Origin of the sequence: Williamsia sp. 1135, from assembly GCF_002095395.1 — a bacterium.
Classification (GTDB): domain Bacteria; phylum Actinomycetota; class Actinomycetes; order Mycobacteriales; family Mycobacteriaceae; genus Williamsia.
Map to the genome: position 1 here is coordinate 35,466 of NZ_MJEI01000103.1, position 18,274 is coordinate 53,739.

The 18,274-nt window shown below is 64.3% G+C and carries 21 protein-coding genes; 16 read left to right on the top strand and 5 right to left on the bottom strand.

All coding sequences use genetic code 11. The annotated features are described in order from the left end of the window. Positions 1–31 precede the first annotated feature (31 nt). The 4 genes from BFL43_RS21535 to BFL43_RS21550 all read left to right on the top strand — a co-directional run bounded on the left by BFL43_RS21535 (position 32) and on the right by BFL43_RS21550 (position 3,514). A complete protein-coding gene (locus BFL43_RS21535) occupies positions 32–580 on the top strand; it encodes a hypothetical protein (protein WP_143695454.1) in 549 nt (182 codons plus the stop codon). Between the two features lie 162 nt (positions 581–742). Further along, complete coding sequence (locus BFL43_RS21540; RefSeq protein ID WP_084894844.1) at positions 743–1,057, top strand: metal-sensitive transcriptional regulator; 315 nt, start codon at positions 743–745, stop codon at positions 1,055–1,057. Between the two features lie 17 nt (positions 1,058–1,074). Further along, positions 1,075–1,278 (top strand): cation transporter, encoded by a 204-nt coding sequence (locus BFL43_RS21545; RefSeq protein ID WP_084894617.1) that lies wholly within the window; start codon positions 1,075–1,077, stop codon positions 1,276–1,278. Between the two features lie 52 nt (positions 1,279–1,330). Further along, the gene (locus tag BFL43_RS21550) at positions 1,331–3,514 is read left to right on the top strand and encodes a heavy metal translocating P-type ATPase (protein WP_084894846.1); all 2,184 of its coding nucleotides are present in this window, start codon (positions 1,331–1,333) and stop codon (positions 3,512–3,514) included. A 23-nt stretch (positions 3,515–3,537) separates the two neighbouring features. Here BFL43_RS21550 and aqpZ read toward each other — a convergent pair whose 3' ends face one another. Continuing rightward, positions 3,538–4,320, bottom strand: a complete 783-nt coding sequence (gene aqpZ, locus BFL43_RS21555) for an aquaporin Z (protein ID WP_084894619.1) — start codon at positions 4,318–4,320, stop codon at positions 3,538–3,540. Positions 4,321–4,532: 212 nt separating this feature from the next. Between aqpZ and BFL43_RS21560 the strand changes: the two genes are divergently transcribed. After that, positions 4,533–5,507 (top strand): pirin family protein, encoded by a 975-nt coding sequence (locus tag BFL43_RS21560; protein WP_084894621.1) that lies wholly within the window; start codon positions 4,533–4,535, stop codon positions 5,505–5,507. 37 nt (positions 5,508–5,544) lie between these two features. Next, a complete protein-coding gene (locus BFL43_RS21565) occupies positions 5,545–5,910 on the top strand; it encodes a GNAT family N-acetyltransferase (RefSeq protein WP_084894623.1) in 366 nt (121 codons plus the stop codon). Positions 5,911–5,923: 13 nt separating this feature from the next. Here the strand turns inward: BFL43_RS21565 and BFL43_RS21570 are convergent, their stop codons facing one another. Together BFL43_RS21570 and BFL43_RS21575 are read right to left on the bottom strand one after the other, a co-directional pair. Beyond that, on the bottom strand, positions 5,924–6,250 hold the full coding sequence (locus BFL43_RS21570) for an AzlD domain-containing protein (protein WP_084894625.1): 327 nt from the start codon (positions 6,248–6,250) through the stop codon (positions 5,924–5,926). Continuing rightward, on the bottom strand, positions 6,247–6,939 hold the full coding sequence (locus BFL43_RS21575; protein WP_084894848.1) for an AzlC family ABC transporter permease: 693 nt from the start codon (positions 6,937–6,939) through the stop codon (positions 6,247–6,249). Before BFL43_RS21575 ends, BFL43_RS21570 begins: the two co-directional genes overlap by 4 nt. A gap of 89 nt (positions 6,940–7,028) precedes the next feature. On the opposite strand from BFL43_RS21575, the gene BFL43_RS21580 reads away from it, so the two are divergent. The 3 genes from BFL43_RS21580 to BFL43_RS21590 all read left to right on the top strand — a co-directional run bounded on the left by BFL43_RS21580 (position 7,029) and on the right by BFL43_RS21590 (position 10,023). After that, positions 7,029–7,580 carry an XRE family transcriptional regulator gene (locus tag BFL43_RS21580; RefSeq protein ID WP_084894850.1) on the top strand — a complete coding sequence of 184 codons (552 nt, stop codon included), beginning with the start codon at positions 7,029–7,031 and terminating at the stop codon, positions 7,578–7,580. 83 nt (positions 7,581–7,663) lie between these two features. Further along, positions 7,664–8,527, top strand: coding sequence for an LLM class flavin-dependent oxidoreductase (locus BFL43_RS21585; protein WP_084894627.1), 864 nt, complete (start codon positions 7,664–7,666; stop codon positions 8,525–8,527). Between the two features lie 44 nt (positions 8,528–8,571). Continuing rightward, entirely contained in the window at positions 8,572–10,023 is a 1,452-nt protein-coding gene (locus tag BFL43_RS21590; RefSeq protein WP_084894630.1) for an FAD-binding protein, read from the top strand. Positions 10,024–10,029: 6 nt separating this feature from the next. Here the strand turns inward: BFL43_RS21590 and BFL43_RS21595 are convergent, their stop codons facing one another. Continuing rightward, positions 10,030–10,554 (bottom strand): GtrA family protein, encoded by a 525-nt coding sequence (locus BFL43_RS21595; RefSeq protein ID WP_240498409.1) that lies wholly within the window; start codon positions 10,552–10,554, stop codon positions 10,030–10,032. Between the two features lie 181 nt (positions 10,555–10,735). After that, positions 10,736–11,407 (bottom strand): fasciclin domain-containing protein, encoded by a 672-nt coding sequence (locus BFL43_RS21600; RefSeq protein ID WP_084894634.1) that lies wholly within the window; start codon positions 11,405–11,407, stop codon positions 10,736–10,738. Between the two features lie 260 nt (positions 11,408–11,667). Between BFL43_RS21600 and BFL43_RS21605 the strand changes: the two genes are divergently transcribed. The 7 genes from BFL43_RS21605 to BFL43_RS21635 all read left to right on the top strand — a co-directional run bounded on the left by BFL43_RS21605 (position 11,668) and on the right by BFL43_RS21635 (position 18,210). After that, on the top strand, positions 11,668–13,269 hold the full coding sequence (locus BFL43_RS21605; protein ID WP_084894636.1) for a molybdopterin-dependent oxidoreductase: 1,602 nt from the start codon (positions 11,668–11,670) through the stop codon (positions 13,267–13,269). A gap of 26 nt (positions 13,270–13,295) precedes the next feature. Further along, on the top strand, positions 13,296–13,877 hold the full coding sequence (gene sigK, locus BFL43_RS21610; RefSeq protein WP_084839468.1) for an ECF RNA polymerase sigma factor SigK: 582 nt from the start codon (positions 13,296–13,298) through the stop codon (positions 13,875–13,877). Further along, positions 13,870–14,661, top strand: a complete 792-nt coding sequence (locus BFL43_RS21615; RefSeq protein WP_084894638.1) for an anti-sigma factor — start codon at positions 13,870–13,872, stop codon at positions 14,659–14,661. Before sigK ends, BFL43_RS21615 begins: the two co-directional genes overlap by 8 nt. A gap of 231 nt (positions 14,662–14,892) precedes the next feature. Continuing rightward, entirely contained in the window at positions 14,893–15,981 is a 1,089-nt protein-coding gene (locus BFL43_RS21620) for a Re/Si-specific NAD(P)(+) transhydrogenase subunit alpha (RefSeq protein ID WP_084894640.1), read from the top strand. Positions 15,982–15,983: 2 nt separating this feature from the next. After that, positions 15,984–16,328, top strand: coding sequence for an NAD(P) transhydrogenase subunit alpha (locus tag BFL43_RS21625; RefSeq protein WP_084894642.1), 345 nt, complete (start codon positions 15,984–15,986; stop codon positions 16,326–16,328). After that, a complete protein-coding gene (locus BFL43_RS21630) occupies positions 16,325–17,767 on the top strand; it encodes an NAD(P)(+) transhydrogenase (Re/Si-specific) subunit beta (RefSeq protein WP_084894644.1) in 1,443 nt (480 codons plus the stop codon). The genes BFL43_RS21625 and BFL43_RS21630 overlap by 4 nt, the downstream gene beginning before the upstream one ends. Before the next feature lie 5 nt (positions 17,768–17,772). Next, positions 17,773–18,210, top strand: coding sequence for a MaoC/PaaZ C-terminal domain-containing protein (locus tag BFL43_RS21635; RefSeq protein ID WP_084894646.1), 438 nt, complete (start codon positions 17,773–17,775; stop codon positions 18,208–18,210). Positions 18,211–18,274 lie beyond the last annotated feature (64 nt).

Below are 18,274 nucleotides of genomic sequence, written 5' to 3' on the forward strand. Positions count from 1 at the left end.
GCTCCACGGTAGTGATGCCGGCGCCAAGCCGGTGACCGGTCGCAGACAGTGGCTGCAGTGGGTTGACGAGGTCTCGGGCCACCGGTTGATCGAGCTGTCGCCGTGTCCCGGTACGGACGGCGCCGATTCCGCATGTGCCCTCTTCGCCGATCACGGCGGACCCCACAGGTTCGTTCCCACGTCGTCGACCCTCAAGTTCGGGACTCATTACGAACCGGAGACCACCGTCAGCCGCAACGGCTCGAGCCGGGGCGGTTCAGTTGTGACCGCTCGCGAGTCCGCAGCGCCCGTCTCGCCCCAGCGACACGCCACCGAGCAACCTCGGGTGTCCGTTCCCGAGTCTGCTGGAGAACAGGTGGGTACCGGTCGTCGGTCGAGGCATCTCGACGACACGCAACAGGTCTCCGAAGATCAGACCCCGCAGATCCCCACGCCGAGTGCGCCTGGGACGGCGCGCCCGCGTCGGGCTGCCGACAGGACTGCTGAGGCTGTACCCACCGTCGACGAGGCACTGCTTGCCGTCGCGGAAGCTCTGGCCGAGTTGGCCAGGGCGATCCGCCGCCGCGACGACACCGGCTAGCCCGGATCGCCGCCGGAATCATCCCCGTGAACGTCCGTCGAGGGCATTGAATTGTGCCCTCGGCGGGTCCTGTCGGGTCCGGATGTGGCGTATGTCGACGCTGGTGGCGAGAAATACCCTAGGGGGGTATTGTGGCCGACGGGCGCCGAACTAGGAGTGATCATGGCCGACGAACATCAGGAACACGAGCAGCACCATCACGGTTACATCCACCGCAAGGACGACTATCTCAAGCGGTTACGCCGGATCGAGGGACAGGCCCGTGGGCTCCAGAAGATGGTCGAAGAAGAGAAATACTGCATCGACATCCTGACCCAGGTGTCCGCGATGACCAAGGCGCTGCAGGCGGTGAGTCTTGGGCTCCTCGAAGAGCACATGTCTCACTGCGTGATCGACGCCGCCCGCCAGAGTGACGAGGCCGGTCAGGAGAAGGTCAAAGAGGCCACCGAGGCAATAGCCCGGCTGGTCCGTTCATAGGAAGGGGAGGTCGCGACATGAGTGCAGACACCTACACGGTGGTGGGGATGACCTGCAGGCATTGCGTCGCCTCGGTCACCGAAGAGGTCGGCGAGGTGTCGGGAGTCGATCGGGTCGAAGTCGACCTGGAATCGGGTGGCCTGATCGTCCACGTCTCAGAACCCGTTGCACGCGAAAAGGTCGAGGCCGCGGTCATCGAGGCCGGCTATCGGTTGGCCTGAGGTCGTGGTCACTGCTGCGCCACAGGCGCATATAGACCTCGAGATCGGTGGCATGACCTGCGCGTCCTGCGCCAATCGAATCGAACGCAAACTGAACAAACTCGACGGTGTCGAGGCGACGGTCAACTATGCGACCGAGAAGGCCAGCGTCCGTTACGCCGACCCGATCGACACCGCCGCCCTCATCGCCGCGGTCGAGGCCGCCGGCTATTCCGCCGCTCCTCCGGCGAGAGCCACTGACGAAGATACGCCCGGTGAGCCCGCGAAAGACGCTGAATTGCGGGCCCTTCGACACCGCACACTCGTCAGTGCGGCTCTGTCGGCACCGGTCATCGCGATGGCGATGATCCCGGCGCTGCAATTCGACAACTGGCAATGGCTGTCGCTGACCCTTGCCGCGCCGGTGGTGGTGTGGGGCGGCTGGCAGTTCCATCGAGCTGCCTTCATCAATGCCCGGCACGGGGCCGCGACGATGGACACCCTGGTGTCGCTCGGCACCTTCGCCGCGCTCGGCTGGTCGCTCTACGCCCTCTTCTTCGGATCTGCCGGCGATCCTCAGACCGCCCATGGCGCAATGGATATGGGCGGCACCGATGGAACCGGGAACATCTACCTCGAAGCGGCCGCGGGTGTCACCACGTTCATTCTCGCCGGCCGCTACTTCGAGATGCGTTCCAAGCGGCGGGCCGGTGCAGCGCTTCGTTCGCTGCTCGGTCTCGGCGCCAAGGATGTGACGCTCCTCGTGGACGGTGCCGAAAGGTTGGTTCCCATCGAGCAACTCGCGGTCGGGGATCTGTTTGTCGTGCGGCCGGGCGAGCGCATCGCCACCGACGGGGTGATCGAAAGCGGAAGCTCGGCGGTAGACGCCTCGATGTTGACCGGCGAAGCGGTCCCGGTCGAGGTCAACCCGGGCGACACCGTGGTCGGGGCGACGGTCAATGCCGGCGGCCGCGTTGTAGTGCGGGCGAGTCGAATCGGTGCCGATACCCAGCTTGCTCAGATGGCCCGATTGGTGGAGCAGGCGCAAACAGGTAAGGCACGAGTACAGCGCCTCGCCGACCGGATCTCGGGCGTGTTCGTGCCGATCGTCATCGCGCTGGCCCTCGGCACCCTGGCGGTGTGGCTCCTGCTTGGATATGGGGCAACCGACGCCTTCACCGCCGCGGTTGCCGTGCTGATCATCGCCTGCCCCTGTGCGCTGGGCCTGGCCACCCCGACCGCGCTGATGGTCGGCACCGGCCGAGGCGCGACGATGGGTGTGCTGATCAAGGGGCCTGAGGTGCTCGAGTCGACCCGGCAGGTGGACACCGTCGTGCTCGACAAGACCGGAACGGTGACCACCGGCCAGATGGTCTTGACGGACGTGAGGGTGGCCGACGGCGAGGAACACGACCATGTCGTCGCGATGGCCGGCGCTGTCGAGGATGCGTCTGAGCATCCCATCGCGCGGGCCGTCGCCGACGGGGCTCGTCGGCGCGTCGGCGCTCTGCACCCGGTCACCGAGTTCTCGAATACCGCGGGTCTCGGGGTGCGTGCCACGATCAGCGGGCTCGAGGTGTTGGTCGGTCGGCCGAAGCTGCTGACGGACAGCGGTTTCGAGCTTCCGGTCGAGCTCGATGTCGCACTCGATCAGGCCGGTGCGGCGGGATACACGGCGGTGGTCGTCGGTTGGGACAAGCGGATTCGCGGGGTCCTGGTGGTGGCCGATGAAATGAAGTCGACATCGAAGCAGGCGGTGGCCGAGCTCAAGGGACTCGGCCTGATGCCGGTACTCCTGACCGGCGATCACGAGACGGTGGCGACAACCGTTGCGGCGCAGGTCGGTATCGAGACAGTGGTCGCGGGGGTACTGCCCGCGGACAAGGTCGACGTGATCAAACGACTGCAGGCCGAGGGGAGAACGGTCGCGATGGTCGGCGACGGCGTCAATGACGCTGCGGCACTGGCCCAAGCCGACCTCGGACTCGCGATGGGCACCGGGACCGATGCCGCCATCGAGGCGAGTGACATCACCCTGGTCCGCGGGGACCTGCGCGCGGCGGGCGATGCCATCCGGCTGTCCCGGGCCACGCTACGCACCATCAAGGGCAATCTGTTCTGGGCCTTCGGCTACAACGTGGCGGCCATTCCGCTGGCGGCGGCCGGACTGCTCAGTCCCATGGTCGCCGGAGCGGCGATGGCACTGTCGTCGGTGTTCGTCGTCGGAAACAGTCTGCGGCTGCGCCGCTTTCGGTGACCGCTTGTGGGGGGCTTGCCGGTTTACGTCGGAACCGGCGGATTCGGGATCTGGTCGAGCTCGGGCTCGCCGGCGCCTTTGGCGAACACCAGGGGATAGAGGATGCCGGCGATCACCGCACCGAGGATCGGCGCCAGCCAGAACAACCACAGCTGACCCGGCGCCCCGTTCCCGTTGAAGAACGCGACGGCAGTCGATCGGGCCGGGTTCACCGACGTGTTCGTGATCGGAATGCTGATGAGGTGGATCAGGGTCAGTGTCAGACCGATCGCGATGCCCGCGATGCCCGCGGGGGCGCGGGTGTCGGTGGCGCCGAGGATCACCACGACGAAGATCGCCGTGAGGACGACTTCGGCTATCAGAGCGGCCAAGAGTGTGTAACCGGACGGAGAATGGTCACCGAACCCGTTCGCGGCCATGTTGCCCTCGGCTTCGAAACCGTCTTTGCCTTTGGCGATGACCAGAATGACAACACCGGCGATCAGACCGCCGATCACCTGCACCACGATGTATCCCGGTACGTCTTTCCATTCGAATCGTTTCGCCAGGGCGGCCCCCACGGTGACTGCGGGATTGAAATGACCGCCCGATATGTGGCCGAGTGCGTAGACGCCGGTCAGAACGGTGAGACCGAACGCAATCGACACACCGAGGAACCCGACGCCCACCTGGAAACTCGTTCCGGTGTCATCGTCTTGGGCAATGGACTTGGCGGCGAATACGGCAGTACCGCAACCGCCCAGAACCAGCCAGAATGTGCCCAGTGCTTCCGCAGCGAGCTTCTGGACAGTGGTCGGAGAGGACATGTGGGTTATACCTCCATCAATGGGACGTGCCGGGTATCGCCGAATAGACTGATGGCAGCAGTGGTGCGCCCATGATGAACACCGGTGAATCCGCCGTTGCCATGCCGAAAGTATTACCACCGTGACCGCTGATTCGTTCGTCCGATTGCAAATTGAAATGTCACGGATCGAGAAAGGTGGCCGATCGTGCCGATGATTGCGGTGTCATACCTATGAGCAATGTTGTGAATGGTCCTGAAATCGATTGTCTGCCTGTTCCCGGCGATCCGGACCGGGTGCAGATCCTGACGTCGCGAGACGTTCCGCTGGGTGGTCCGCGGGCGATGGTGGTCCACCGCACTCTGCCCCAGCGGGCCCGTTCCCTGATCGGGGCGTGGTGCTTCGCCGACCACTACGGACCGGCAGATGTCAGCGAAACCGGTGGAATGGACGTACCCCCGCACCCGCATACCGGCCTGCAAACAGTCAGTTGGCTTTTCGAGGGTGAGATCGAGCATCGAGACAGCCTCGGCGAACACGCGATGGTGCGGCCCGGTGAGGTCAATCTGATGACCGCAGGTCACGGCATCTGCCATTCCGAGGTGTCGACGCCCGACACCTCGATTCTGCACGGCGTGCAGCTTTGGGTGGCGATGCCGGATGATGCACGTGACTCGGAGCGACGATTCGAGCATTTCGTACCGGAACCCTTCTGGGTCGAAGGCGGGCGCGTGAGTGTGTTCATCGGGGAGTTGCTCGGCAGAACGTCGCCGGTCTCGACGTTCACCCCTCTGGTGGGTGCGCAGATCGACCTCGATGTCGGGTCGTCGCTGACCATCCCGGCGCAGACCGATTTCGAATACGGAATCCTCGTCGATCAGGGAACGGTCAGCGTCGAGGGTTCCGAGGTCGCCCGAACGGAGATGGGATACGTGGGTGTGGGCCACAGTCAGATCACCGTGCAGAGTTCAGACGACAGTCCTGCGCGACTGATTCTGCTGGGCGGTAAACCTTTTGAAGAAGAACTGGTGATGTGGTGGAACTTTGTCGGACGCTCTCACGAGGAGATCGTGGCGTACCGGCAACAATGGCAGGCTCATTCGGAACGTTTTGGTGAGGTGGCCGGATACACGGGTCACGTCGATCGTCTGCCCGCACCGACTCTGCCGAATACGAGGATCAAGCCGCGCTCCGGACCTGGGGCATGAGCCTGGAATAGTGGAAACAAAAGGCGGTTGAGCAGGCATGACGCAAAACAGTGAGGCATTGACGGACAAGACAGGTGCCGCGGTCATCGTGGCGCCGGATCCGGCGGAGCGCCGGTACACGGTCTCGGTGGAGGGTCAGGTCGCCGGGTTCACCCAGTACGCGGATCGGACCGCAGCAGGGTCAGATCAGCGCGTTTTCTATCACACAGAGGTCGACGAAGCCTTCGGTGGCCGCGGGCTGGCGACCATCCTGGTGAAGGAGGCTCTCGATGATGTTCGTGCGCAGGGTAAACGGATCGTAGGGGTGTGCCCGCTGGTGGCGGCATACCTCAAGAAGCATCCCGAATACTCCGATATCACCGACCCGGTCACGAAAGATGTTCTCACCTGGCTAGGGGTCTGAGACCCGTAACGTCTCAGGGCATGCCGGCCAGTCGCAGCAACGCAGCGGTGCCGGCTGCGGCCAGCACCACGACGACGAACGGTACTTTCCGCCACGCGAGGACACCGCCGACGGTGACGCCGAGAATCCTCGCCGGGGTTGCGATGTCGCCGCCGTCGGTGAACGTCGCGGTGGCGACCAGCGCGGCGAGGAGGACGACGGTGCCGGCGGAGGTGAGCTGTTGCAGGCGGTCCGGCAGTGTCCACCGCGCGGCGAGCACCGGTCCGGCGAACCGGAATGCATATGTGCCGACGGCCAGTGCGGCAATGCCCGCGAGCAGGACCGGGACCGACGTGGTCATGAGTGGATCACCCGTCTCGGACGCCGGAGGGGCATGGTCAGCACCAGTGCCGACAACGCCAGCAGGATCGGGACGCCGGCGGGCAGCAACGGCGAGACCCCGACCGCGATCACGGCTCCGACGCCCGCTGCGCGACGGGTCACGCGCTCTTTGAGCGACGGCAGGATCAGGGCGAGCAGTACCGCCGGGAATGCGGCATCGAGCCCGAACGCGTCGGTATCGCTGACCAGTGTCCCGCCGAGCGCGCCGACCAGCACGCCCAGGTTCCATGAGACGAAAAGACCGCCCCCGCAGAGCCAGTAGACCGAACGACGTTCGTGCGACGAGCTTTTGGACAGGGTGAACGCGACGGATTCATCGACCATCAGATGTGATCCGACGAGCCTGCTCGCGAGTGAGGTACCGAGGACGTCGCCGAGCGAGAACCCGAACAGGATGTGCCGAGCATTCGCGAGTAGTCCGGCCGACACGGCAGCGACGATGCCTCCACCGGCGGCGATGATGGCGACGAACGCGAACTGTGATGCCCCCGCGAAAACAACGACCGACATCAGCAGCGGCATCCACAAGGGGAGACCACTGCTGACGGCGATCGCGCCGAAGGAGAGGCCGACAACCGAGATCGCCGCGCACACCAGAGCGATGTCGCGGGTGAGCTGGGGATCGAGTGTTCGCCATATCGAACGCATGACCAAAATAATGGACCACGTCGTGCGCGTTCGTCAAGCCGAACGAACGGTAGTCTGTGTCGAACGCAACGATCGAGGGGTTCGACGACATGAGTGGCGCACCATTGCAGGCGATCGCGACAGCACTGCAACGAGAACGAAAACGCACCGGGCTGTCGCTCGCCGAGGTCGCGCGGCGAGCCGGGGTCGCCAAATCCACTCTGTCGAGCCTCGAGGCGGGCAACGGTAACCCGAGTGTGGAGACGCTGTGGGCGCTCAGTACGGCACTGAATGTTCCCTTCGCGCACCTGGTACAGCCGCCGATGCCGCGCGTGCAGGTGATCCGCGCAGGTGAGGGTCCCGGAGTCTTCTCGGAACGGTCGAATTACCTGGCCACCTTGCTGGCCACGTGCCCGCCGAACGCCCGTCGCGACATCTACCTCATCACGGCGCAGCCCGGTGAGCCGCGCGAAGCCGATCCGCATGCGACCGGTGTGGTGGAGCACGTGGTGCTCAGCGCCGGGCGGGCTCTGGTCGGTTTGACCGATGAGCCGGTCGAACTCGAGCCCGGTGACTACGTCAGCTACCCCGGGGACCTTCCGCACATCTTCAAGGCGTTGGTCCCGGACTGCAGTGCGGTGTTGATCTCCGAACACATCTGAGCCCTACCCGGCGATGAGTTGTCACCTGCGCCCTGGTCCATAGGGGTGAACGTGAACCACATGGACCGGTAGGAGGTACCTCGATGGCGGCACCTCGCCGCGGTGTCGGTCTGCCGACATTTGGCCCGCTGGCCGGTCCCGAGTCGGTGTCTGTCATCGCCCGCACCGCCGATGACCTGGGCCTCGATGGCGTGTCTGCCACCGATCGGCTGCTGCTGCCCGCCGACCCGGGCCCCGTCGGAAGGCCCTGTCAGCTGCCGATGCCCGTCTGGGATCCGATCGAGGTGCTCACCTGGGCGGCGGCGCATACGACTCGCGTCCGGCTGGCGACGACGGTGGTCCACTCGCTGTTCCAGCCCCCCGTGGCGCTTGCTCGCCGGCTGGGGACCCTCGACCGGCTCAGCGGGGGCAGGTTACTGGTCGGCATCGGCCAGGGATGGACGCCGCACGAGCACGAGGCCGCAGGGGTGGCGATGTCCTCGCGAGGAAGGCAATTCGCGGAGCACTTGGAGCTGATGCGCGAGTGCTGGCGGAAGGGGCCGGTGTCTCATGCCGGGGACTTCTACGATCTGAGATCGAGTTGGGTCGAACCCAAGCCCCTTCAAGATCCGCTCCCGGTGTTCATCGCCGCGGTGACCCCGGACGGGATTGCGCAGGCCGCTGCGATCGCAGACGGCTTCATGTTCCCGGTGACCTGCTGGGATGCCGCCCGCGATGCCGTCCGGGGATACCGTGAGGCGGGAGGGGGTGGCCCGATCGCGCTGCGACTCAATCCGATTCGGGACCGGCGCGATCATGCTCTCGAGAGGTTCGCCGAGACGCTGTCCGCTGACTTTGGCCGGGCCCTGGCTCTCGGTGCCGACGAGGTGCACTGGGAGTTCAACCAGTCGACGATGACTTTGGCCGATCAGTGCAAGGCCATGGCACTCATCGCTGATATGGCCTAAATTAGAACGAGTTCTAGTTTGGGTCGCGTCAGTGAGGAAATGTGATGAAGGCAGAGTTGCCCGAGGTAGTGCCCGTGTCGGACGTCGACGCGTGGACCGATGAGGTCGACGTCCTGGTGGTCGGATGCGGTGTCTCCGGTGGCAGCGCCGCGGTGGCGGCTGCCTCCGACGGGGCCCGGGTGCTCGTCCTCGAACGCGCTGCCGTCGCCGGTGGCACCTCGTCGATGGCGGGCGGTCACTTCTACCTCGGTGGCGGGACCGCCGTGCAGAAGGCGACCGGCCATGACGATTCGCCCGAGGAGATGGAAAAGTATCTGCTCGCCGTCTCGCGCGACCCCGAACCCGAGAAGATCCACGCGTACAGCCACGGCAGCGTCGAGCACTTCGACTGGCTCGAGTCGCTGGGGTTCGAGTTCGAGCGCAGCTACTACCCCGAGAAGGCCGTCATCCAGCCCGAGACACAGGGCCTGATGTACACCGGGAACGAGAAGGTCTGGCCGTTCTGTGAACAAGCCGTTCCCGCTCCCCGTGGGCACAAGGTCCCTGTGAAGGGCGACCTCGGCGGTGCCGGCCTGGTGGTCGATCTGCTCGTCAAACGCCTCGCGGAGTTGGGTACCGAGATCCGGTACGAGACAGGTGCCCGCAACCTGGTCGTCGATGAGTCCGGTGCCGTGGTCGGGGTGAAGTGGAAGCGACTGCAAGACACCGGCTTCATCAAGGCGAAGTCCGTGATCATCGCGGCGGGCGGCTTCGTGATGAACGAATCGATGGTCGCCGAGTTCGTTCCGCAGATGTCCGAGAAGCCGTACACGCTGGGCAGTACGTACGACGACGGGCTCGGTATCCGCCTCGGCGCATCCGTTGGCGCCGCACTCAAACACATGGACCAGCCCTTCGTCACGGCCCCCATCTATCCTCCGTCGATCCTGCTGACCGGCATTGCCGTCAACAAGGACGGGAACAGATTCGTCAACGAGGATTCGTATCATTCACGGACCTCGGCGTTCGTCATGGAGCAACCAGACGCCATCGCCTATCTGATCGTCGACGAGGAGCACCTGGAGCGACCGGAGTTCCCTCTCGCACCGCTCATCGACGGCTGGGAGACAGTCGCAGAGATGGAGTCGGCACTGGGGATTCCGACGGGGAACCTGGCGAAGTCGCTCGACCGCTACAACGACAACGCCGCCCGGGGCGAGGATCCCGACTTCAACAAGCGGCCGGAATGGCTTGCGCCGCAGAACAGCGGCCCGTGGGGTGCGTTCGACCTCTCGCTGGGCAAGGCCATGTACGCGGGTTTCACGATGGGCGGCGTGGCGACGTCGGTCGACGGTGAGGTCCTCACGGAGGCAAGAGACGTGGTGCCGGGTCTCTACGCGGCGGGTGCCGGGGCTGCGAACATCGCCCAGGACGGTAAGGGTTACGCGAGCGGCACCCAGCTGGGTGAGGGGTCGTTCTTCGGTCGGCGGGCGGGACGCCACGCGGCGGCACGCTGAGCCACGCTATCGGGAGACCGACACTTCTTCCTGGGCGAGCTGGCGTCGTCGGGCGCGAACGAACACATGACGGAAGGTCAGAAACCTGACTGCGGTGGCGATCAGGTTGACCGTCATCAGCACTACCAGCTCGAGGCGGCTCGAGGGGTGCTCAGAGATCTGGTGCAACGCCATCAATGACAGTGCGCTGAGTGCTGCGCCGAAGCCGAACACCAAGATGCCTTGCACGTGATGCACCAGCAGTCGATGACTACCGCGCAGCGCAAAGGTGAACGCGCGGTTGGCCGCGGTGTTGAGAATGGCTGCGATGAGCATCGACACGAAGTTCGCTGCCTGAGCGCCCATCAGTGGATGAAGCGACAGGTACATCAATGCGTACGCCGTCGTGCAGAGGATGCCTACAGCACAAAAACGCAAGACCTGGGTCGACAAGGGCTTACGAAGTAGTTCGACGAGAAATTGCCGCCGGGCAGGATCTTGAGCCGCCTCAGCGGTCTCGATCGCGTCTCCGGGGACCGGGCCTACCGTCACACCCACCACGATATGGCAGGACCCCCCAAAATGTGTTGTCGCCCCGGCCGGTGGCCGGGGCGACAACTTCTATCTTTGCTGTATCAAAGGAGCGACTCGAGCCGGGACGGTCGGTCGGGGGGGTGTACCGCCCCGACCCGAGTCTTGATCTACCCCAGATGCTGATTCTCGCAGTCGCGGATTACGCGGCCGGAGGCGTCAGCACCGTGTCGATGAGGTAGACGGTTGCGTTGGCGGTTTTCACACCGCCACAGACGACAGACGCGTCCTGGACCTTGAGGGTGTCGACCGGGCCGGCGACGGTCACGGTGCCACCTTCGACGGTCGCGTGGTCTCCGATGACCTGCTCAGGGGTGAGCTGGCCCGGGACAACGTGGTAGGTCAGGATCTTGGTCAGGGTCGCGCTGTCGGTCTTGAGGGACTCGACGGTCGCCGGGGGGAGCTTGGCGAAGGCATCGTCGGTCGGGGCGAAGACCGTGAACTCGCCGCCGTTCAGGGTGTCCACCAGGTTGACGTCAGGGTTGAGTCCGCCCGACACCGCTGCGGTCAGGGTCTTGAGCATCGGGTTGTTGCTCGCGGCGGTGGCAACCGGATCGGCAGCCATTCCGTCAACCGATCCTGCGCCGGTCGGGTTTGCCTCGGCGTATGCCGCACAACCGGGTCCGACCAGGGTGGCGGGCTCCATCGAAGTGCTTGAATCCGAGGACATCTCGGAAGAAGTCATGGGTGCCGACGTCGCGGCACTGGACGAAGAGGAGTCGGAGCTGTCGTCCGAACAACCTGCCACGAGGCCGATTGCCAAGCCAACGCTTGCCACTGTTACCGCGATGCGCTGAATACGTTTGAGAGCCATGTTCGCTGTCCTATCGATTGCTGTCGGTCTTCTGCACGGTGTGGGCGACGGTGCCGTTGCTCTGACTCGAGCTCCGGTTTCTGCCGATCACTTGGTCGATCACTGCAGGTTCGGAGCTGTCCGCCGAGCGGATGGGTATGGATCGAAAAGAATTTTGCCGAGTTCACCGAACCATCCGGAATGCCGACGACTCCGAATCCCCTTCGTTATCAACACTTGCCAGTGCGTTACCCAATCGAGATCTTTGAAGGGCTGAGGAAATGCGAACAGCAGCGACGGCACGCAACGGGCTCGCGGGCCTGATTGCCGTGGGTGCCGGGCTTGCTGCCGGTGAGGTGACGGCAGCCGCCGTCTCATCCTATGCCTCCCCGTTCTATGCAGTGGGTTCTTTCCTGGTGGATCGGGCGCCGGCCCCGGTGCGCGAGTTCGCCATCGACACGTTCGGTACCAACGACAAACCGGTTCTGTTGTGGGGCATAGCGATTGCCGTAGTGGTGCTCGCGATCATCGCGGGTATCGCCGAACGCCGCACCGTACCGGTCGGGTCTGCGCTGATCGTGGCTTTCGGGGCCTTTGGAGTCCTGGCCGCGCTTCATCGACCGACGTCTGACATGTGGTATGCCGCACCGTCATTGGTTGCTGCGGTGGTGGGAATTCTGGTCCTTCGCGGTCTGCGTGGTTTCTTGTGGAGCGGTTCTTCGTCGGGTGGACGGGTGAGGGGTTCGGCTACCCGGCAAGAGACCGATCCGAACGGCGACGCGTCGACAGAGAAGCCGCAGTCCGATGGGAACCGCGATCTGTCGAGAAGGCAGTTCGGTGTCGCTGCGGGTGTGATCGCGGCCGTCTCGGTGGCCGGAGCATTCATCGGGAGGCAGGTGTCGACGATGGGCGATGTCGTCGCCGACCGGAAGCGAGTCCGGCTGCCGCGGCCGAGCCGGGCCGCAGCACCGATCCCAGCGGGTACCGAGGTCGAGATCGAGGGCATCACGCCCTTCATGACGAACAACGCCGACTTCTATCGCATCGACACCGCGCTCCAGGTTCCGAAGCTGACGACCGGCGAGTGGAAACTCCGGATCCACGGAATGGTCGACAACGAGATCACCCTCGATTGGGACGACCTGATGGACATGCAGGCCGAGGAGAAGATCATCACCCTCACCTGTGTCTCGAATGAGGTTGGCGGCAATCTGGCGGGCACCGCCCGCTGGATCGGCTACCCGATGAAGACGATCCTCGAGCGCGCCGGCGTGCAGGATGACGCCGACATGCTCTTCTCCACCAGCGTCGACGGCTGGACCTCAGGCACTCCGCTCGACGACATCACCGATGGCCGTGACGCGATGCTCGTCATCGGGATGAACGGTGAGCCGCTACCACTCGAGCACGGGTATCCCGTGAGGCAAGTGGTCCCGGGCCTGTACGGATACGTCTCGGCCTGCAAGTGGGTGGTCGACTGGGAGATCACCAGGTTCGACAAGGCCGAGGCCTACTGGACGAAACGGAACTGGGGCGTGAAGGGGCCGATCAAGACAGCATCGCGGATCGACAGGCCCGAGGGACTCTCCAGGCATCCTGTCGGGGATGTGGTCATCGCGGGCACCGCGTGGGCGCAGCACCGCGGGATCGCCAAGGTCGAGGTGCGGGTGGACAAGGGGCCGTGGAACGTCGCGACCCTGGCTCCCGAGTACACGAATGACACCTGGCGGCAATGGTTCTGGACCTGGCCCGCAACCGCAGGACAACACACTGTCTATTGTCGCGCCACCGATGTGACCGGGGCGGTGCAACCCGAGGAGAGGGTTGCTCCCATTCCCGATGGAGCGACCGGCTGGCACAACCGAGTGTTCCGGATTGAGTAGGTGTTCTGATGACTATCGCTAGTGTTATGGATGTGACCGACCGAATCCCCGAAGCACAGGTGGATCTGACCGATCTGCTGATCAGGACGGCCGGCCATGATCGACAGGCCTTTGCTGAGTTGTATGACGCGACGGGCGCCCGAGTTTTCGGGCTCATCCTTCGCGTACTACGCGATCGTGGTTACGCCGAAGAGACGCTGCAAGAGGTATATCTGCAGATCTGGCAGAAGGCGGGCGGGTTCGACCCGTCGGCCGGGTCAGCGCTGAGCTGGATGCTGACCATCGCCCATCGCCGTGCCGTGGACCGGGTACGGAGTGAAGAGGCCGCGGGCAAGCGCTCGAACGACTACTCGGTATCCAACTTCGAGGCGCCGGGCGACACTGTCGCCGACTCGGTGATCGCCGAAGAGGAACGCTCGGACGTGATGTTCTGCCTGGGCAGCCTCACCGCCACCCAGCGACAGAGCATCGAATTGTCTTACTATGGTGGCCTGACCTACCGGCAGGTCGCGGAGCGTTTGGACGCCGCCCTACCCACGATCAAGTCCCGTATCCGCGACGGCCTCCGCCGCCTCAAGACTTGCTTGGAGGCGAACCCCAATGGCTGAACACAGCTGGCTCGATGAGCACATCGAGCTCTACGCGGTGGGTGCGCTCGACGACACCGAGATCGACCGGATCGAGGTCGAGATCGCCCGCGAGACGGTAGCCGAGCAGCGCAGGTACCGGCACGAGGTGTCCCGTACCCGTGAGGCGCTGGCGAAGATGACCGTCCAGGTCGCGACCCCGCCACCCCCGCAGATCCGGGAGCAGTTGCTTGCCAGCCTGTCGTCGCAGCCGCTGGAGCCGCCGGGTTTTGACCGGTCCACCGATGGCGTGGACCCCGACAAGGCCGTCAGCCCGTCGAACAACGTCATCGACCTCGCTGCCCGTCGTCGTCCCATCAGCCTCGCCGTCGGCTCGGTGGCTGCTGCCCTCATGCTCATCATCGGTGGCGTGCTCGTCGGCAGGGTGACCGCTCCGGACACGGGTGCTCCTGTCGCCAGCGAGCTCGAGCAGGACACGAGCAAGGTGCTCAGCGCACCCGATATGCAACTTCGGCAGGATGCTGTTGGCGGCGGAAACGTCACCGTCGCGGCGTCCCGCGAGGCGAACACCGCGGTGGTGTTCGCCGACGGTCTGCCGCCGACCCCGACCGGTCAGACGTACCAGATGTGGCTGCTCGGGGATTCGCACGATCCGACGTCTGTGGGCCTGATGCAGGGCGACCCCGGGCGTCAGGTGATCGCACTCGACGACCTGACGGGCTCCGACAAGCTGGGCATCACCATCGAACCCGATGGCGGATCTCCTCAGCCGACCGGCGAAGTGATCACGGCAGTCCAGTTCTAGTCTGAGATCAGCCGTTTGTACTGCGCAAACGTACGTGGCCATCTGCTCCGGTGCGGGTGTCTGTAACTGCTGAGTGTGTCGAGTTCAACACCATGACCACCCTGCTACGCATGCTATGTTCCAACGCAGTGATGTGGCGCACGCGTGTCGTGCGCCACATCAGGCTATTTAGGGGTGGGCACCAGAGCGCACGCTCGGTTGCCCACCCATACCCATGACGAGGGAGCTTGTATGAGTGTGGGTGTCGTGCGTGAAACGACAGCTGGGGAGAACCGGGTGGCGTTGGTGCCGAAGGTGGTCGCGACGCTGGTGAACAAGGGCGTACCGGTTGTTGTGGAGTCGGGCGCGGGTGAGGCTGCGTTGATCCCTGATCAGTTGTATGTCGATGCTGGTGCGTCGATTGGTGATGCGTGGTCGGCTGATGTGGTGGTGAAGGTCGATGCACCCACCGATGCCGAGATCGGGAAGCTGTCGTCGGGTTCGTCGTTGATCGGGTTCTTGGCGCCGCGTAATCAGGAGAATCAGATCGGCGCTTTGAAGGCGGCCGGGGTGCAGGCGTTCGCGGTGGAGGCGATCCCGCGTATTTCTCGTGCGCAGTCGATGGATGCGTTGTCCTCGCAGGGCAACGTCTCGGGCTACAAGGCCGTGATCTTGGCGGCGGAGAAGTCGACCCGCTTTTTCCCGATGCTCACCACGGCCGCCGGAACGGTCAAGCCGGCGACGGTGCTGGTCCTCGGAGTCGGCGTCGCGGGTTTGCAGGCGTTGGCCACAGCCAAGCGTCTGGGTGCGCGCACCACTGGTTATGACGTGCGGCCGGAGGTGGCCGAGCAGGTCAAGTCGGTGGGCGGCCAGTGGCTCGATCTCGGTATCGACGCGGCCGGTGAAGGTGGCTATGCCCGCGAGTTGACCGAGGAAGAGCGGGCGAAGCAGCAGCAGGCTCTCGAGGACGCGATCAAGAGCTTTGATGTGGTGATCACGACGGCGTTGGTGCCCGGTCGTCCGGCGCCGCGGCTGGTGACCGCCGCCGCGGTCGACGGTATGAAGCCCGGCAGTGTCGTGGTGGATCTGGCCGGTGAGACCGGCGGCAACTGTGAGCTGACCGAGCCCGGTGAGAATGTGATCAAGCATGACGTGCTGATCTGCAGCCCGCTCAATCTGCCCGCGGGGATGCCTGAGCATGCCAGCGAGTTGTACGCGAAGAACATTTTGGCGTTGATCGAACTCGCGCTCGATGACGACGGCAATTTCGCGCCGGACTTTTCTGACGAGGTATTGGCCGCGGCGTGTGTGACGCGCGAAACCGAGAGGGCAGGTGCCTAAAGATGTATACGGGTTTACTCGCGAATATCGCGATTTTGGTGTTGGCGGGTTTTGTCGGCTTCGCGGTCATTTCCAAGGTGCCCAACACCTTGCATACGCCGTTGATGTCGGGGACGAACGCCATCCACGGCATCGTGGTGCTGGGTGCGCTGTTGGTGCTGGGCCGGTTGCCTGATGATGCGCCGTGGGGTGTGCGGATCATCGCGTTCGTGGCGTTGATCTTCGGAACCCTGAATGTGGTGGGTGGGTTCTTGGTCACCGACCGGATGTTGGGCATGTTCAAGAGCAAGAAGGCCCCTGTGGCTGCTGCTGATTCCGCTGACCCGAAAGCGCAGGCCGGCAAGTGAACAACTTGGTCAATATTCTTTATATTGTTGCGTTTTCGATGTTCATCCTCGGTTTGTCGGGGTTGACCGGACCGAAGACCGCGGTGCGCGGTAACTGGATCGCCGCGACCGGTATGGGTATCGCGGTGATCGCGACGTTGATCGAGATCCGCGACACCTACGCCATCAACTGGATCCTGATCGTCGCTGGTTTGGCGATCGGTGTGATCTTGGGTGTGCCGCCGGCCAAGCGGACGAAGATGACGGCGATGCCGCAGTTGGTGGCGTTGTTCAATGGTGTCGGCGGCGGCACGGTGGCGTTGATCGCGTGGTCGGAGTTCATCGAGACCGCAGGTTTCTCGGAGTTCAAGCACGGTGAATCCCCGACCGTTCACATCGTGATCGGGTCGCTGTTCGCGGCGATCATCGGTTCGGTGTCGTTCTGGGGGTCGCTGATCGCGTTCCTGAAGCTGCAGGAGTTGCTGAACAAGAACGTCGAGAAGGCGTTCGTGAAGAACGCGAAGATCTTCCAGGTCGCCAACATCGTGCTGCTGATCATCGCGCTCGCGGCGTGTGTGTTCATCGGCATCAACGCCACCCCGGGCGAGGGGTCGTCGCAGTGGTGGATCGTGCTGGTGCTCGTCGCTGCCGCGATCATGGGGTTGTTCGTGGTGCTGCCGATCGGCGGCGCCGACATGCCGGTGGTCATCTCGCTGCTGAACGCGTTGACCGGTTTGTCGGCTGCGGCTGCGGGTTTGGCGCTCAACAACACCGCGATGATCGTGGCCGGCATGATCGTCGGTGCGTCGGGCAGCATTCTGACCAACCTGATGGCCACAGCGATGAACCGGTCCATCCCGGCGATCGTGTTCGGGTCGTTCGGTGGCGGCGGTGGGGCTGCTGCGGCCGGTCCGGCCGGCGAGCAGGGCACCGTCAAGGCCACCAGCGCTGCCGATGCGGCGATCCAGATGGCGTACGCCTCCCAGGTCATCGTGGTTCCCGGGTATGGGCTCGCGGTGGCGCAGGCTCAGCACGCGGTGAAGGACATGGCGAGCATTCTGGAGGAGAAGGGCGTGGAGGTGAAGTACGCCATTCACCCCGTTGCCGGCCGGATGCCCGGACACATGAATGTGCTTCTCGCCGAAGCTGATGTCGAGTACGACGCGATGAAGGAGATGGATGACATCAACGGGGAGTTCTCCCGCACCGATGTCACCCTGGTCATCGGGGCCAACGACGTCACCAACCCCGCCGCCCGCAACGATCCCAGCAGCCCGATTCATGGGATGCCGATCTTGAACGTCGACCAGTCCCGCTCGGTCATCGTCCTCAAACGCGGTATGGCCTCGGGCTACGCCGGCATCGACAACCCGCTGTTCACCGCTCCGGGCACCTCGATGCTCTTCGGCGACGCCAAGAAATCCGTCGGCCTGGTCATCGAAGAACTCAAAGCGCTGTAACAAGCGTGCTCTACGCAGAGGATCTCGTCGAAGGTCACACGTACGAACTCGGTTCGTATCTCGTGACCCGAGACGAGATCCTCTCGTTTGCGCAGCAATGGGATCCGCAAGGCTTCCATACCGATACCGCCGTCGCAGAGGCCGGATACTTCGGTGAGGTCATCGCCAGCGGCATCCACACCCTTGCTGTCTTCCAGCGCCTCTCGGTGCTCGGTGCCTACAACCACTGGGCCGTCATCGCCGGGCGGACGTTGCGAGATGTGCAGTTCCGCAGCCCCGTCCGCTCGGGCCAAGAACTGACCGGCTCGTTGCAGGTCACGAAAGTCGACCTCGACAAGCCGGGTCGGGCCCTCGTGGTCACCGAAGGTGTACTCGCCACCGGAGACACCACCGTGCTGACGGCCGATCTCGACATGTACGTCCGTACGCGACCCGTCGCCTGACGACTTCACCACCCAAAGTTCGCGCCACCTGCTGCGATACGCGCCGGGTACAACAGGAGCGAAT